Origin of the sequence: Caulobacter flavus, from assembly GCF_003722335.1 — a bacterium.
In the GTDB taxonomy this organism is placed as follows: domain Bacteria; phylum Pseudomonadota; class Alphaproteobacteria; order Caulobacterales; family Caulobacteraceae; genus Caulobacter; species Caulobacter flavus.
In genome coordinates this window covers 5,535,156-5,549,798 of the sequence record NZ_CP026100.1, presented here as the reverse complement: position 1 = coordinate 5,549,798, position 14,643 = coordinate 5,535,156, and the positions used below count along the sequence as shown (strand labels likewise).

General features: G+C 69.7%; 14 protein-coding genes and 1 tRNA gene. 7 read left to right on the top strand and 8 right to left on the bottom strand.

The window, feature by feature from the left end:
- Positions 1–22: 22 nt before the first annotated feature.
- Genes C1707_RS25325 through C1707_RS25305 form a run of 5 tightly spaced genes read right to left on the bottom strand, consistent with a single transcriptional unit; the run spans position 23 to position 4,825 of the window.
- A complete protein-coding gene (locus C1707_RS25325; protein WP_101714854.1) occupies positions 23–1,228 on the bottom strand; it encodes a TrbL/VirB6 family protein in 1,206 nt (401 codons plus the stop codon).
- Positions 1,225–3,600 (bottom strand): VirB4 family type IV secretion/conjugal transfer ATPase, encoded by a 2,376-nt coding sequence (locus tag C1707_RS25320; RefSeq protein WP_101714853.1) that lies wholly within the window; start codon positions 3,598–3,600, stop codon positions 1,225–1,227. The genes C1707_RS25325 and C1707_RS25320 overlap by 4 nt, the downstream gene beginning before the upstream one ends.
- Positions 3,579–3,866 carry a VirB3 family type IV secretion system protein gene (locus C1707_RS25315; protein ID WP_101714852.1) on the bottom strand — a complete coding sequence of 96 codons (288 nt, stop codon included), beginning with the start codon at positions 3,864–3,866 and terminating at the stop codon, positions 3,579–3,581. The genes C1707_RS25320 and C1707_RS25315 overlap by 22 nt, the downstream gene beginning before the upstream one ends.
- 6 nt (positions 3,867–3,872) lie before the next feature.
- Positions 3,873–4,205: a TrbC/VirB2 family protein gene (locus C1707_RS25310; RefSeq protein WP_180896958.1), complete on the bottom strand. Its 333-nt coding sequence runs from the start codon at positions 4,203–4,205 to the stop codon at positions 3,873–3,875.
- On the bottom strand, positions 4,205–4,825 hold the full coding sequence (locus C1707_RS25305) for a lytic transglycosylase domain-containing protein (RefSeq protein ID WP_101714851.1): 621 nt from the start codon (positions 4,823–4,825) through the stop codon (positions 4,205–4,207). The genes C1707_RS25310 and C1707_RS25305 overlap by 1 nt, the downstream gene beginning before the upstream one ends.
- Before the next feature lie 330 nt (positions 4,826–5,155).
- On the opposite strand from C1707_RS25305, the gene C1707_RS25300 reads away from it, so the two are divergent.
- The gene (locus C1707_RS25300) at positions 5,156–5,590 is read left to right on the top strand and encodes a VOC family protein (RefSeq protein WP_101714850.1); all 435 of its coding nucleotides are present in this window, start codon (positions 5,156–5,158) and stop codon (positions 5,588–5,590) included.
- Positions 5,591–5,676: 86 nt separating this feature from the next.
- Here the strand turns inward: C1707_RS25300 and C1707_RS25295 are convergent.
- Positions 5,677–5,751, bottom strand: a tRNA-Thr gene (locus tag C1707_RS25295).
- Positions 5,752–6,102: 351 nt separating this feature from the next.
- Between C1707_RS25295 and murA the strand changes: the two genes are divergently transcribed.
- From murA to C1707_RS25265, 6 genes are all read left to right on the top strand, one after another.
- Positions 6,103–7,392 (top strand): UDP-N-acetylglucosamine 1-carboxyvinyltransferase, encoded by a 1,290-nt coding sequence (gene murA, locus C1707_RS25290; RefSeq protein ID WP_101714849.1) that lies wholly within the window; start codon positions 6,103–6,105, stop codon positions 7,390–7,392.
- Positions 7,393–7,395: 3 nt separating this feature from the next.
- On the top strand, positions 7,396–7,836 hold the full coding sequence (locus tag C1707_RS25285; RefSeq protein WP_101714848.1) for a DUF2948 family protein: 441 nt from the start codon (positions 7,396–7,398) through the stop codon (positions 7,834–7,836).
- Positions 7,837–7,926: 90 nt separating this feature from the next.
- Positions 7,927–8,124: a hypothetical protein gene (locus tag C1707_RS25280; RefSeq protein WP_101714847.1), complete on the top strand. Its 198-nt coding sequence runs from the start codon at positions 7,927–7,929 to the stop codon at positions 8,122–8,124.
- A 117-nt stretch (positions 8,125–8,241) separates the two neighbouring features.
- Complete coding sequence (locus C1707_RS25275) at positions 8,242–9,354, top strand: hypothetical protein (RefSeq protein ID WP_101714846.1); 1,113 nt, start codon at positions 8,242–8,244, stop codon at positions 9,352–9,354.
- Positions 9,355–9,404: 50 nt separating this feature from the next.
- A complete protein-coding gene (locus tag C1707_RS25270; RefSeq protein ID WP_101714845.1) occupies positions 9,405–11,318 on the top strand; it encodes a M1 family metallopeptidase in 1,914 nt (637 codons plus the stop codon).
- Between the two features lie 76 nt (positions 11,319–11,394).
- Positions 11,395–12,567 (top strand): glycoside hydrolase family 5 protein, encoded by a 1,173-nt coding sequence (locus C1707_RS25265; protein ID WP_164467461.1) that lies wholly within the window; start codon positions 11,395–11,397, stop codon positions 12,565–12,567.
- A 314-nt stretch (positions 12,568–12,881) separates the two neighbouring features.
- On the opposite strand, the gene C1707_RS25260 is transcribed toward C1707_RS25265, so the two are convergent.
- Positions 12,882–14,132 carry a dicarboxylate/amino acid:cation symporter gene (locus C1707_RS25260; RefSeq protein WP_123170726.1) on the bottom strand — a complete coding sequence of 417 codons (1,251 nt, stop codon included), beginning with the start codon at positions 14,130–14,132 and terminating at the stop codon, positions 12,882–12,884.
- Positions 14,133–14,269: 137 nt separating this feature from the next.
- Positions 14,270–14,476 carry a hypothetical protein gene (locus tag C1707_RS25255; protein WP_058346819.1) on the bottom strand — a complete coding sequence of 69 codons (207 nt, stop codon included), beginning with the start codon at positions 14,474–14,476 and terminating at the stop codon, positions 14,270–14,272.
- Positions 14,477–14,643: the final 167 nt, after the last annotated feature.

Here is a 14,643-nt window from a genome sequence, read left to right as displayed (position 1 = left end):
ACTCCGGAACGGGTAAGCGGGGTCACTGGTCTCTCCGGGCTCCGGAGGCGGTGCGGCGGGGCGAGGCCGGGCGGCGATAGCTGGCGCCCAGCGGAGCGACGGCGGCCTGGGCGGCGGCCGGGCCCGTGGCGGGGGCGGCGGAGGAACGGTCGGAGACCACCACCAGCCGGCGCGGGCCGGCGGGCGAGGACGATGCGGCGGCCGTCGCGGCCTGTTCCTCGCGCCGGGCCAGGCTGACGGCGGCGGCGGCCACGTGGGCGGCGCGCGACGGCGGCTCCAGCGGCGCGGCGGTCGAGGCGCCGGACGTCGAGACGATCGGGGTCTCCTGGCTGGCCGGGCGTTCGCGTGGCAGGCGCAGGCCGGCGGCGATCACGCAGGCGGCGATGGCTGCGGCGACCAGCACGACGGCGAAGACGAGGCTGAGCACCAGCACGGTGATCGCCGGGGCCATGTCGAGCTGCGCGAACTGCTGGACGTCCTTCATGGCCGCCAGGGCCTTCAACGACGGCGCCAGCATGGCCAGCTCCAGCGACAGGGCCAGGGTGGCGATCATCGGCAGGACGGCGAGCGCGATCATCGCCTTCAGCCAGCCTTCGACCAGGCCGCGCGTGGTCTCGAACAGCAGCAGGCCGGCGACGATCGGCGCCAGGGCCAGCAGCACCGACAGCACCACCTTGCAGGCCAGGACGACGCCCAGGCTGGTCAGCAGCATGACCAGGCCGCCGACATTGGCGGCGAAGGCCGCGAAGCCGGGACCGCCCTGCAGGGCCGCGTCGCGGGCGCCGGCCCGGGTCGCGAAGTGCTGGGCGGCCTCCTGCAGCGTGTCGAAGGCGAACTGCAGGCGCACGAAGGGATCAAGCTTTCCGGAGCCGCTGTCCAGCTGGGCCAGCAGCAGGCTTCCGACCTCGGTCGGGGCCTTGAACAGCAGGTCGTAGGCCAGGGTCTCCAGCAGCGCCCAGTTGGTGGCCAGGGCCACGACCAAGGCGAGCTTCACCGCCGCGATGGTGGCGTCGCCGATCCGTAGGGTTCCGCGGCCCAGCACCAGCCGGTAGCCCATGAAGGCCACGTACAGCGTCATCAGCACGGTCAGCAGGGTGGACACCGGCGAGCCGGGCGCCGACAAGGCGGCATAGCCGGCCTGAGCCAGGCCGTGCACCTGGCAGTCGACCGAACCGATCAGGCCCTGGACCAGGGCGGCATCGGGGGAAGGGCAGGCTACAGGCGTCATGCGGCCTCCTTCAGGAGTTTCGCCATCCAGGCCTCGGGCGCGTCGCCCAGGCGTTCGCGCAGCGCGTCCAGCTTGCGGACGGTGCTCTCGCGCCCCGACAGAACCGTCAGCAGCTCGGGCGAGCCCGACAGGTTCAGGCGGGCCACGACGCTGTCGGTCCCGTGCTTGATCAGGAAGCAGCGGGCGGTGTCGGGCAGGCTGCGGACCAGTTCGAACTCGTGCTCGGTCAGGCCGAAGCCCTCGCAGTAGTCCTTCGCCTGGGCCTTGGGGTTGGCCATGAAGATCTGGGTGGCGGCCTGTTCGACGATGGCGCTGGCGATGCGGCTTTCCAGGGCGTCCTGGGCCGACTGGGTGGCGAAGCCGACCAGGCCGTTGCGCTTGCGCAGGGTCTTTTCCCAGTCCTTGATCCGGGCCACGAAGACGTCGTCGTCCAGCGCCTTCCAGCCCTCGTCGACGACGATCAGGGTCGGGTGGCCGTCCAGGCGCTGCTCCACGCGGTGGAACAGGTACATCATGGCGGGCGTGCGCAGGGCCGGGTCGTCCAGCAGCTGGGTCATGTCGAAGCCGAGCGTCGCGGCCGACAGGTCCAGGCCGTCATCGGCGTTGTCGAACAGCCAGGCGTGCTCGCCCGCGCCGTGCCACGGCGCCAGCCGGGCGAAGAGGTCGGCGGCGTCGGGGCGGCGCGCGCCCTTGAACAGCTCGGCGAAGCACCGCAGGCGACGAAGCTTCGGCGCCTGGTCGTAGTTGGCGTCGACGGCGTCCTTGATCCGCGCCAGGTCGTCGGGCGTCAGGCTCTCGCCGGGCTGGGCGACGAGGCGCGCAGCCCAGTCGGCGACGAAGCGGCGGTTGGCCGGCGTGTCTTCCAGCGCCAGCGGGTTGAAGCCCGTGGCCTGGCCGGGACGCAGCACCTCGTAGCGGCCGCCGATGGCCCGCAGGAAGATCTCGGCCCCGCGGTCCTTGTCGAAAAAGACCGTGCGCGGCGCGTACTTCTGGGCCTGGGCCAGCAGGAAGTTCAGCACCACGGTCTTGCCCGAGCCCGACGGGCCGATGATCGTGAAGTTGCCCAGGTCGCCCTTGTGGAAGTTGAAGTGGTAGGGGCCTGCCGAGGTGGTCTCCAGCAGCGTCACCGCCGGGCCCCAGTGATTGCCCAGGGCCTTGCCGACCGGGAAGTTGTGGCCGCTGGCGAAGCCGGCGAAGTTGGCGGTCGAGATCAGGGCGCGGCGGGCGATGTCCTTGAAGGCGCCGGGGAACTGGGCCCAGAAGGCCGGCTCCAGATTGACGTCCTCGCGCACGGCGATCGCGCCCATCTCGGTGAAGGCGCTCATCACCTCGGCGGTCGACTGGTCGAGGCCGTCCAGGCTCTCGCCGCGCACCAGCACCGACAGGTGGTGCTCGCCGAAGGCGGCGCGGCCGCTGACTACGTCGTCCTTGGCGCGGATCAGGTCGGCCTTGACGCTGACGGCGTCGTCGTCGGCCGCGCGCATGCGGCGCAGGGCCAGGTTCATGCGGTCCAGCGTCGGCTGGCGGTCGACGAAGCCGAAGCTCTGGGTGACCACCATCTCGCACGGCAGGCGCAACAGGTCGTCCAGCATGCCCGGCGTGGTCTGGGCGGGGTAGTCCTTGACCGAGACGATCGAGGCGAAGCTCCGCGCCAGGGCCCCGGCGCGCGACAGCTCCAGCGTCTCGTGGCCGAAGCTGACCCGGCGATAGGGCAGGTACTCGCCGGCGTCGCCTTGCGGGACCAGCACGGGACGCATCTCGCCGTTGTAGAGGCAGGACAGGAATTCCAGCGGCTCGGAACAGGCGCCGTTCGCGCCCTCGTACTGGGAGAGCACCCGCGCGCCGTAGGGCGCCAGGGCCGAGACCAGGCCGTCGCGGGCGGCGTCGAGTTCGCGGCGGTCCTGGGCCTTCTGGCCGGCGCTTTGGGCGGGGCCCTTGGCCAGGCGCAGGGCCTTGTCGATCAGCCCGCCCTGGCCCTGAAGGGGTCGGCGCACGATCGTCAGGAACAGGTCGTTGACGTAGAGCTTGCGGCCGGCGAGCCGTTCGCTCCACTCGGCGTCCAGCCGGGCGCTGAAGCCGTCGGCGAACGCGCCTTGCGTGCCCACGCGCGCCTCGCGGCGGACGACGTGGTGGTAGACGGCGAAGCGCGAGGAGGCCAGGCCCCGCAACATCACGTCGCGCACGGCCTTGCGGTAGTTCAGGGTCTCGCTGTCGGCGGTCTCGAACGGCAGGCCGGCCAGGTGGATCACCTGCATCAGCAGGCCGTCGCGCGTCTCGACCGTCCGCTCGTCCAGCAGGCGGGCGTAGGGCAGGCGCTTGCCGGCCGAGGCTTCCTTGCTGGCCTTGGGCTTCACGGTTGGTAGCTGTTGCATCGCCAGGCCCGGAAATTGGGAACGCGGGGGCAGCGGCTGACCCTGGTCAGCCACAGGTCGAAGATGCGCGGTTCGCGCAGGCAGGCCGCATAGCCGATCGCGTGGATCGCCAGGGCCGCGAGCAGCGCCCAGAACGACTTGGTGATCAGGAACAGCTCGGTCGTGACCACGCCGTTGACGACGAAGTAGCTGTAGGTCACGCCGGCGAACATCTGGGGCCGGGTCAGGGCCCCGAACACCACGTCGCGATCGAGGGGAGCGGCCATCGGCGGTTACGCGCCCGCCGCCGTGCGGATGCCGCTGACGATGGTGGTGGCGCCGAACAGGATGAAGCAGCCCAGGATCACGGTCGCGCCGTAGCGCCAGTTCATCCGGCCGGTCAGCATCATGAAGCCGACCGCGGCCACCGCCATCACCGCCACGGCGGTGGCGACGTTGCCCAGCAGCGTGCCCTGCAGCCACATCACGCCCGACAGCACGGCCGACGAGCCCTGCGGGTCGGCCTGCACGGCCTGGGCGTGGGCTTGGCCGGCGGCGGCGAGGAGAGCCGCGGCCAGGGCGGCGGCGCGAACGCTTACGAACTTGGTCTTCAGGATTTGGCGCATCAGTTGGAGACTCCGAGGGCGGGAACGGCGAAGGCGGCGCTTGAGACGGCCATGCGGCCGAGGATCGAGGTCACGTAGGCCTGGGTTTCGGCGTAGGGCGGCACGCCGCCATGCTTTAGGACGGCGCCGGGGCCGGCGTTGTAGGCGGCCAGGGCCAGCTTCACGTCGCCGCCGAAGCGGGTAAGCATCTGGCGCAGGTACATCGCCCCGCCGCGGACGTTCTGGGCCATGTCGGACGGGTCGACGCCCAGGTCGCGGGCGGTGGCAGGCATCAGCTGCATGACGCCCACGGCGCCCTTGCGCGAGCGGGCGGTGGGCTTGAAGCGGCTTTCGCGCCAAGCGACGGCCTCGACCAGCTTGGGGTCCAGCGCGTAGGCGGCGGCCGCGACGGCGATCTCGCGGCGGACGTCTTCGTGGCCGACCTCGACGACCGGCGCCAGGGGCGGCGCGATGGCCTCGACGGATTCGTCGGTGTAGACGGCCGGGCCCTCGAAGCGCGTGACCTCGCCCTCGTCCCCGATCTCCAGGACCTGGGCGGCGGCCAAGGCGGGAGCGGCGAGCAGGCAGCAGGCGGCTATGGCCGCCAGGCCCATGGCCCGGCGCGCGAAGTCGAACGTCATCGACGCTCCCCCGATCAGCTGTGGTTAATCGATATGCTTAATCGATGTGTATAGGGCGCATCTGACTCGCGTAATGCGTCAGGACAGCGCATCGGTAGCCAGTTATCTGTGTCGGAAAGTCTACGTTTCGAGCTGCGCAAGCTTCAGCATGATGAAGTATAGCGTGGTTATACTTAAGGTCCGGGGGTGATCGATTTCATCCGTGGCCGGACCTTGCCGGCGCGCCACCAGCCGTTCGCTGTGCGAGCGAAGCGCCCGGGCGGGTGGCGCTTGCTTTCCGCGCGTCCAGAATGCCGGCGTCGCGAGGCGTGCGACCGCAGGGGATCAAGGATGAGCGGCTTCCGGTACGGCTTTCATCACGGCGGCGTCAGCGTTCCCGACCTCGACGCGGCGGTGGCGTGGTACGGGCGCGTGCTGGGCTTCTCGCTGGAGCGGCGCTTCGAGATTCCCACCATCCCCGCCCGGGTGGCGATGATCGTGAACGGCGACCTGCGGATCGAGCTGTTCGAGGTTCCCGGCGCCGCGCCGCTGCCGGACGAGCGCCGCGTCCCGGATCGCGACGTCCATACCCATGGCTTCAAGCACGTGGCCTTCGTCACGCCGGACGTGGCGGCGCTGACCGAAGAGCTGAAGGGGCGGGGCGCCGACATCGTATGGCTGAAGGTCATGCCGCACGGCACGGCCTGCTTCATCCGCGACCTGGCCGGAAACCTGATCGAATTCGTGCAGGGGCCGATCCCGGCCGGCGAGGCGGGAAGCCTGTAGCGCCCATCGAAGCGCCGCCTGAGCAGGGTGGTTCTCGCCGCATTTTTGGAGTGTGGTGGGGACCCAGACTTCCATCTGGGTCCCCGTGGTGCCGCCGGGCAGGATTGAACTGCCGACCTCAGCCTTACCAAGGATGCGCTCTACCACTGAGCTACGGCGGCGGCGAGGAGGGGCGTATAGCCAACGATTTCCGGGATTGCAAAGCCCAAATCGTATTGACCAAGGCCCGCACGCAATTCACCTGTGGACACATGAGTCAGTCTTCGAAGCCAAACCCCAGCCAGGACAAGGAAAAAGCCGATCGCGAGGCGCGCCTGGCCCAGGCCCTGCGAACCAACCTTCGCCGTCGAAAGGCGCCGGCCAGCGCTTCGGCCAAGCCTGAATCGTCCCCGCAGGGCGGCGAATAGGGGAATCGGCGCGGCCTCTTGCATGCGGACTTGCAAGCGTTAGAACCGCGCCCTCACATGTGACCCGCGCGAGGGACGGTTTTTCGCGCGTTCGAGGGATTTTCATTGGATCGCATCGCCATCACCGGCGGCGCGCAGCTGAACGGGGTCATCCCCGTGAGCGGCGCCAAGAACTCGGCCATCAAGCTGATGGCCGCCAGCCTGCTCACCGACGAGCCGCTGCGCCTGACCAACATGCCGCGCCTGGCCGACACGCGATTCCTCGGCAAGCTGCTGACGCGCCTGGGCGTCTCCGTCACCGAAAGCGACGGCCCGGACGGCCAGCAGACCATCCTGCACGCCCCTGAGATCACCAGCGGCTTCGCGCCCTACGACCTGGTGCGCCAGATGCGCGCTTCGTTCAACGTGCTGGGCCCGCTGGTCGCCCGCTCGGGCCAGGCCAAGGTCAGCCTGCCCGGCGGCTGCACCATCGGCGCGCGCCCCGTCGACCTGCACCTGCAGGCGCTGGAGGCGCTGGGCGCCAAGATCGACCTGCACGAAGGCTATGTCTACGCCCAGGCCCCGCGCGGCCTGAAGGGCGCCGAGATCAGCTTCCCGATCGTCTCGGTCGGCGCCACCGAGCACGCCATGCTGGCCGCGGTGCTGGCCGACGGCGTGACGGTGATCAAGAACGCCGCCTGCGAGCCGGAACTGGTCGACCTGCAGGAATGCCTGAACGCCATGGGCGCCAAGGTCGAGGGCGCGGGCACCCCCACCGTCACCATCACCGGCGTCGCCCGCCTGAAGGGCGCGACCCACGCGGTGATCCCCGACCGCATCGAGATGGGCACCTACGCCGTCGCCGCCGCCATGGCCGGCGGCGAAGTGCGCCTGACCAACGCCCGTCCCGAACTGATCGAAAGCCTGTCGGTCAAGCTCGAGGAGGCCGGCGCCACGGTCGTGCGCACCGAGGATGGCGTGATCGTCAAGCGCAACGGCTCGCGCCTGAACGCCGTCGACATCGAGACCGCGCCGTTCCCCGGCTTCGCCACCGATCTGCAGGCCCAGTTCATGGCCCTGATGACGACCGCGAACGGCGAGAGCCACATCCGCGAGACCATCTTCGAGAACCGCTTCATGCACGCGCCCGAGCTGATGCGCCTGGGCGCCGACATCTCGGTGCACGGCGGCGAGGCCCGCGTGCGCGGTGTCGCCCAGCTGGAAGGCGCCGAGGTGATGGCCACCGATCTTCGGGCGTCCGTCAGCCTGGTGATCGCCGGCCTGGTGGCCCGCGGCGAGACCGTGGTGTCGCGCATCTATCACCTCGACCGCGGTTTCGAGCGGCTGGAAGAGAAGCTGGGCGCCTGCGGGGCCCAGGTGCGTCGCATCAAGGGCGACGGCGAGCCGGAGCTGTAAGCCATGACCGCCGCTCCCCTTCGCCTGCTGGCCCAGGAGCCCGCCGACCTCGAGGTGGTCTCGGCCGCCTTGCAGGACGCCGTGGCCAAGATCGGCGACATCCGCTGGGACGCCGGGGCCCGCACCCTGACGCTGGCCTGCAACCGCTTCCGCTGGGAGGCGGGCAAGGGGCGCGGCAAGGGCGGCGAGCGCGTACGCTCGGCCCTGCAGCTGGGCGACGTCGTCGGCGTCCAGGCCCGCAACCTGCGCCGCGACGCCAAGCAGGCGGTGGTCGAGTTGCTGTCGATCGCCTTCGAGCCTGGCGAGGAAGCCCCCGGCGGCACGGTGCTGCTGACCTTCGCCGGCGGCGGCGACCTGAAGGTGGCCGTCGACTGCATCGAGGTGGTGCTGGCCGACCTGTCCGATCCCTGGGCGACGCCGCGCAAGCCGGGGCATGCCGAGTAGGGGGGCGAAAGCCCCCTTAACCTTGTTTGGTCGGACCTGCTTAACCCTTCGCGGCCAGATTGCCGCGACGTTTCTCGCAAGGAAGTCGCCGTGCAGGTTTCCGCCGCCAACGCCGCCCAGTACACGCCGCGCCCGGCCGCCGCCGCGAGCGAGGCCGCCGCTAAGATCGTCGACCTGACCCAGCTGGCGGTGGCCCAGACCAACGCCAAGGCGACGGCCTCGGCCGGCGCGGCCCTCGCCCAGGCCACCGGCGAACTGACCGGCGTGCTGGTGAACATCTCGGCCTGAACGGGCCTCGGTACGGGCCTGGTGGGCGTTAACCAACCAACCGCCTGATTTCTAAACATTTCAAATCGCATCGAGCCTGATACAACTCGCCGGAGTTGAATCGGGGTCGAGTACGTCATGACCAGGATCGGGTCGCAGGGCTACGCCGCCGCCTACGCCTATGCGGGGGCGACGAGCAGCCAGACGGGAACAGCCGCCCAGCAGGCCAAGGCGGCCGAGGCGGCCAGGACCGGCGCGTCGAGCGTCAGCGTCACCCTGTCGGCGCAGGCCCAGGCCGCGCTGGCCGCCAAGACCGACGGCCGCGACCTTTCCACCGTCGTCTCCGACGCCCGCAAGAGCCTCGACGCCCTGCTGTCGGCGGCCAAGGCAACCAGCGCCCTGAAGGACGGCAAGGCCACGATCGACGTCTCCGGCATCGACCGGCGCGGCCTCTACGCCATCGCCTCCAACCAGGGCGGCGGCTTCCCGATCGAGGAGCAGGTGGTCGCCAGCCTGCAGCTGCAGGCCGGTCAGAACGCGGCCCTGGCCGGTCCCGCCGCCGACGCCCGCGTCACCGGCGACTACGCCGGCCTCTACAAGGCCGCCCTGACCCGACACGAGGCCGCGGGGGCCGAGGAGAAGGCCACGCTGAAGTGGCAGAACGAAAAGACCGCCCTGGTCGAGGGCCTGCGCCAGTCGACCGCCAAGCCCGGAACGGCGCCGGCCGGGATCGCCGACGATCCGGTCGCGGCCTATCTCAAGGCCAACGGCGGCGTGGTCTCCAATCCCCGCTCGCGCGACATCGAGGACGTGGTCGCCGACGTCCGCGTGGCGCTGGACCGGCAGTACAGCCTGGCCACCGGCGAGGGCATGGCCACGGGCCCCGACGCCGGCAAGATCGACTTCACCCGCTTCGACGACCGCTCGCTGTCGGCCATGGCCCTCAACAAGGGCGGCCAGTTCTCCGAGCACGAGGCCAAGGAAGCGGCCGGCGAGATCCGCAACCGCAACCGCGAGGGCGTGTCGTCCTACTGGAAGGCGGCCCAGCAGTCGGGCGACGGCTCGGCGTTCGGCCGCACCCTGGTCTCGCAGTACGTGTCGATGAGCGTCGAGGAGCGCGAGGCGGTCGGCTGGACCCCGGCGCTGTACGAGAAGATGGTCGAGACGCAGAACCTGTCGGCGAAACTTTCGTCGATGTTCGGTCCCGACGGGTCGATCAAGACCGGCATGAGCCTGCTCGACTATCTGTAGCCGTCCGTATCTGGAATAAGGGGGCAAAGTTCCGCTTCCACGGATTGCTCATGTCCCTGATCTCGAACACCCCGCGCGCCGTTCTGATGGCCGCGCTGCTCGGCGCCGCCGCCGTCCCGGCTCTTGCGCAGGCCGCGCCGGCCAAGCCGATGGTCGCGCCGCTGTCGACCGCCTCGGATGCGACGGACATCCACTCCTACGCCAAGCCGAAGATCGCCCGCGTCACCCATGTCGATCTCGACCTGACCGCCGACTTCGCCGGCAAGAAGATGGTCGGCACGGCCGCCCTCGACCTGCAGCTCGCGCCCGGCGCCAAGGAGGTCGTGCTCGACAGCAAGGGCCTGGTGATCAAGTCGATCACCGACGCCAAGGGCCAGCCGCTGAAGTGGACCCTGGGTCCGGCCGACCCGCACCTGGGCGCGCCGCTGACCGTGGTCCTGAACGGCGCCAAGCGCATCGTCATCGCCTACGAGAGCGCCCCGGACGGCGCGGCCCTGCAGTGGCTGTCGCCGTCGCAGACGGCGGGCAAGGCCAAGCCCTACCTGTTCAGCCAGGGCGAGGCGATCCTCAACCGCACCTGGATCCCCACCCAGGACAGCCCGGGCATTCGCCAGACCTGGACCGCCCGCATCGTCGCGCCCGAGGGCCTGAAGGCGGTGATGAGCGCCGAGATGCTGACGCCGGACGGCGAGCCCGTCGCCGGCGGCGGCCGCGCCTATCGTTTCGCGATGGACAAGCCGGTCGCCCCCTACCTGATCGCCATCGCCATCGGCGACCTGACGTTCCAGCCGCTGGGCCAGCGCACGGGCGTCTATACCGAGCCGTCGGTGATGAAGGCCACCGCCTGGGAACTGGCCGACGTCGAGAAGATGGTCGAGGCCGCCGAGAAGCTCTACGGGCCCTATCGCTGGGGCCGCTACGACCTCTTGGTGCTGCCGCCGTCGTTCCCGTTCGGCGGCATGGAGAACCCGCGCCTGACCTTCGCCACGCCGACCATCATCGCCGGCGACCGCTCGCTGGTCAGCCTGGTGGCGCACGAACTGGCGCACTCGTGGTCGGGCAACCTGGTCACCAACGCCACCTGGGCCGACTTCTGGCTCAACGAGGGCTTCACGGTCTATTTCGAGAACCGGATCATGGAGGCCCTGTACGGCAAGGACACGGCCGCCATGCTGGCCGACCTGGGCTGGACCGACCTGCACCGGGCGATCGACGAGGCGGGTGGCCCCACGGGCCCCGACACCCGCCTGCACATCGACCTGACCGGCCGCGATCCCGACGACGGCATGACCGACATCCCCTACGAGAAGGGCGCGGCCTTCCTGCGCACGATCGAGAAGGAGGTCGGCCGCGAGCGCTGGGACGCCTATCTGCGCGGCTATTTCGACCGTCACGCCTTCCAGCCGCAGACAGCCGAAGGCTTCATCGCCGACCTGCGCACGCACCTGTTCAAGGGCGACAAGGCGCTGGAGGCCAAGATCGACGTCCAGCGCTGGGTCTACCAGCCCGGCCTGCCGGAGAACGCGGTCCACGTGCAGTCCAAGGCCTTCGAGGCCGTCGACGCCCAGGCCAAGGCCTTTGCGGCCGGCGGGACCGCGCCGCTCGACGCCTGGAAGGGTTGGAGCACTTCCGAGCGCGTGCGCTTCGTGGGCAGTCTGCCGCGCCAGCTGCCGGCCGAGCGCCTGGCCGCCGTCGACACCGCCTTTGGCCTGTCGGCCCAGGGCAACAGCGAGATCCGCTTCGCCTGGCTGCAACTGGCCGTGGCCAACCGCTACGAGCCGGCCGTGCCGTCGCTGGAGCAGTTCCTCACGGGGCAGGGGCGTCGCAAGTTCGTGGCCCCGCTGTTCGTGTCGCTGTGGGGGCAGGGCGAGTGGGGCCAGCCGATCGCCAAGCGCATCTACGCCACGTCCCGGCCGCTCTATCACGCCGTCACCCGCGAGACGGTCGACAAGACGGTGAAGTAGTCCCCGGGGCGGCTTGCGCCCCAGGGTATTTGTAGGATGAATGCGCTCCGTCCCTTGCTGGTGGCGGAGCGTTTTCTTGTCGGCATTCCTTCGAGGCCTCGCGGCCGCTTTCCTCTGCGTGCTGCTGACGACACCCGCCTTGGCGGCTCCGAAGTATCCGCTCTCCACGCGCGGTCCCGACATCGTCGACGCGAGGGGCGCCAAGGTCCGGCTGGTCAGCGTCAACTGGTTCGGCGCGGAGTCGGGCGAGTTCGTGGTCGGCGGGCTCGACAGGCAGCCGCTCGAAAAGATCGTGAAGACCGTCAAGGCCGGCGGCTTCAACTCGGTGCGCCTGCCGTGGTCGAACGAACTGGTCGAGCGTAACCCTGTCGTCGAGGATCGCTATCTCGCCGCCAATCCCAAGCTGAAGGGCAAGACGGCCCTGGCCGTGTTCGACGCTGTGGTCGACGAGATCGGCCGCCAGGGGCTGATGGTGGTGCTCGACAACCATCGCAGCCGCGGCGACTGGTGCTGCGACGAGGCCCATGGCGACGGCCTGTGGTGGACCCCGGCCTATCCCGAGAGCGCCTGGCTGGCCGACTGGAAGACGGTGACCGCCCGCTATGCGAACCGGCCGTTCGTGGTCGCCGCCGAACTGCGCAACGAGATCAGGCCCGACCCTTCGCTGGGCCTCAAGCCCGCCTGGGGCGGCGGCGACCCGCGCACCGACTGGCGGGCGGCGGCGATGCGCGGTGCGGCGGCTGTGCAGGCGGTCAATCCGAAGCTGCTGATCATCGTCGGCGGCATCGACTACCAGTCCAACCTGCGCGGCGTGCGCGAGGCGCCAGTGAGCTTGTCCGTGCCTGACAAGCTGGTCTACGCCGCCCACGACTACGCCTGGACCCACAAGCCCGAGGACCTGGCCGACCCGGCGCTGTTCGCTCGCGTCGCTCACGAGCGCTGGGGCTTCGTCCGCGATCCCGGCCAGCCGTTCACCGCGCCGGTCTATATGAGCGAGTGGGGCGGCTGCACCCAGAACGGCCCCGACGGCCAGCCCTGCAAGAGCGACCGCATCGCCTTCGTCCAGGCCCTGGCCACCTACGCACGCGAGAGCGGGATCGACTGGGCCTGGTGGCCGCTGAACGGCACGCAGTCGGCGGGCTACAACCGCACCGCCGGGGCGGTGGAGCCCTATGGTCTGCTGGATCCGACCTGGGGCCGGTGGGCCGATCCCAAGGTGATCGAGGCGCTGACGGGCGTGGCGCCGTAGGGCCGCTTCTGCCCCTTATTTTGCTTTCCTGGGCCTTGTGCCCAGGATCCATGGCCTGGCCCGCTCGGACCTGTCGCGTCCTGCCGGGGTATGAGCCGCCGCCGGCATGGGCCCTCGCCACGGGGGCGAGGGAAGCGAAGAACAACGAGCAGAGAAAAAGGGCGGGACCGCGAGGCTCCGCCCTTTCTCATTTCACGATCCCCAAAACCGTAAAACCCCCGCGAAAGCGGGGCCTAGGCTTTTTCTGACGCGCGTGGCGCTCGACGACAAAACCCCTGGGTCCCCGCTTTCGCGGGGATTTTTCGGGAGAGAAGTCAGGCCTGCGCGGCCTCGCCCTCCGGAATGTCCTCCAGCTCGCCCTCCCACTTGGCCACGACGGCGGCGGCCACCGAGTTGCCGACGACGTTGGTGGCCGAGCGGCCCATGTCGAGCAGGTGGTCGACGCCCAGCACCAGGGCGATCCAGGCCTCGGGCAGGCCGAAATAGGTCAGGGTGGCCATGATCACCACGAGCGAGGCGCGCGGCACGCCGGCGATGCCCTTGGAGGTGACCATCAGCAGCAGCAGCATGAAGATCTGCTGCTGGATGGTCAGGTGCACGCCATGGGCCTGCATGATGAACATGGTGGCGAAGGTGCAGTAGAGCATCGAGCCGTCGAGATTGAACGAATAGCCCAGCGGCAGGACGAACGAGACGATGCGGCGGCGCACGCCCACCTTGGGCAGGCTGTCGAGGATGCGCGGATAGGCGGCTTCGGACGAGGCGGTGGAGAAGGCCAGCAGGGCCGGCTCGCGGATGACGCCGAACAGCGGGATGGCGCGCTTGCCCAGCACCACGAAGGCGGCCAGGAACAGCAGGGCCCACAAGGTGGCCATGGCGCCGTAGAAGCCCAGCACGAACTTGGCGTAGGTGCCCAGCATGGCCAACCCTTGCGTGGCGATGGTCGAGGCCAGGGCCGCGAAGATGGCCAGCGGGGCCAGCTTCATGACGAAGCCGGTGACCTTCAGCATGATCTGGGCGCACTGCTCCACCAGGTGCAGCACCTGCGGGGCCTTGTCGTCGAGCGCGGCCACGGCGGTGCCGACGAACAGCGAGAACACCACGATCTGCAGGATCTCGTTCTTGGCCATGGCGTCGAAGATCGAGGTCGGCACCAGGTGGGTGATGAAGCCCTTCAGGGTGAAGGCCTCGGTGGTGGCGGCCGGCTTGGTCGAGACGGCGGCCTCCACCAGGTGCAGCCCGTGGCCCGGGGCCAGCAGGTGGACCATCAGCAGGCCCAGCACCAGCGACACGGCCGAGGCGCCGATGAACCAGCCCAGGGTCTTGGCCCCGATGCGGCCCACCGCGGCGGCGTCCTCCATGTGGGCGATGCCGGCCACCAGGGTCGTGAACACCAGCGGCGCGATGATCATCTTGATCAGCCGCAGGAAGATGTCGGTGATCAAGGAAAGGCCCGAGGCGGCCGACTTGGCCCCCGCCGCGTCCAGGAACTGGTTGCACCCCCAGCCGACGAGCACCCCCAGCACCATCGCGCCGACGATCAGATAGGCGAAGCGTTTGTTCATGAAGAAGCCTCTGCGCACGCGGCGAACGCGCCGGGCGTCGCCGGGACGTCCGTGAAGCGCGTGAATTTTGGGAAAGGGGCAGGCAGCGGGCGCGGTAGGGCCGGCCCGTCGGTGTCGGAAGCGCTAGAGCGCGAAGATCAGGACGCTGCGGCCTTCTGCAGGCGCTCGTAGCGGCTCAGCAGCCGCTCCCAGGTGACGCGCTTGATCGGCTCGCCCCGGCGCAGCTTGGTCCAGGTCGTCTCGCTGATGCCGTAGACGTTGTTGAGGTGCTCGCGGGTGATGGCGGGCAGGCGGCTCTTCAATCGCTCGAAATGTTCGGCGGGGATCTGGATCACGTCCGGCATGGCGGTCCCGTAGCTCTGTTCAAGAGGCCGACATGAGCGGCCCGCATCTATCAAGACGCAGGCCGTCGGCGTTTCCTCACGTCCGAAAGCAAAAATTTTTCCCCTTACCAATCCGTGACTTGGCTCTGCGGCAAAAAGTTGTCGGGAAGGTGTGGGTTCGGAAACAG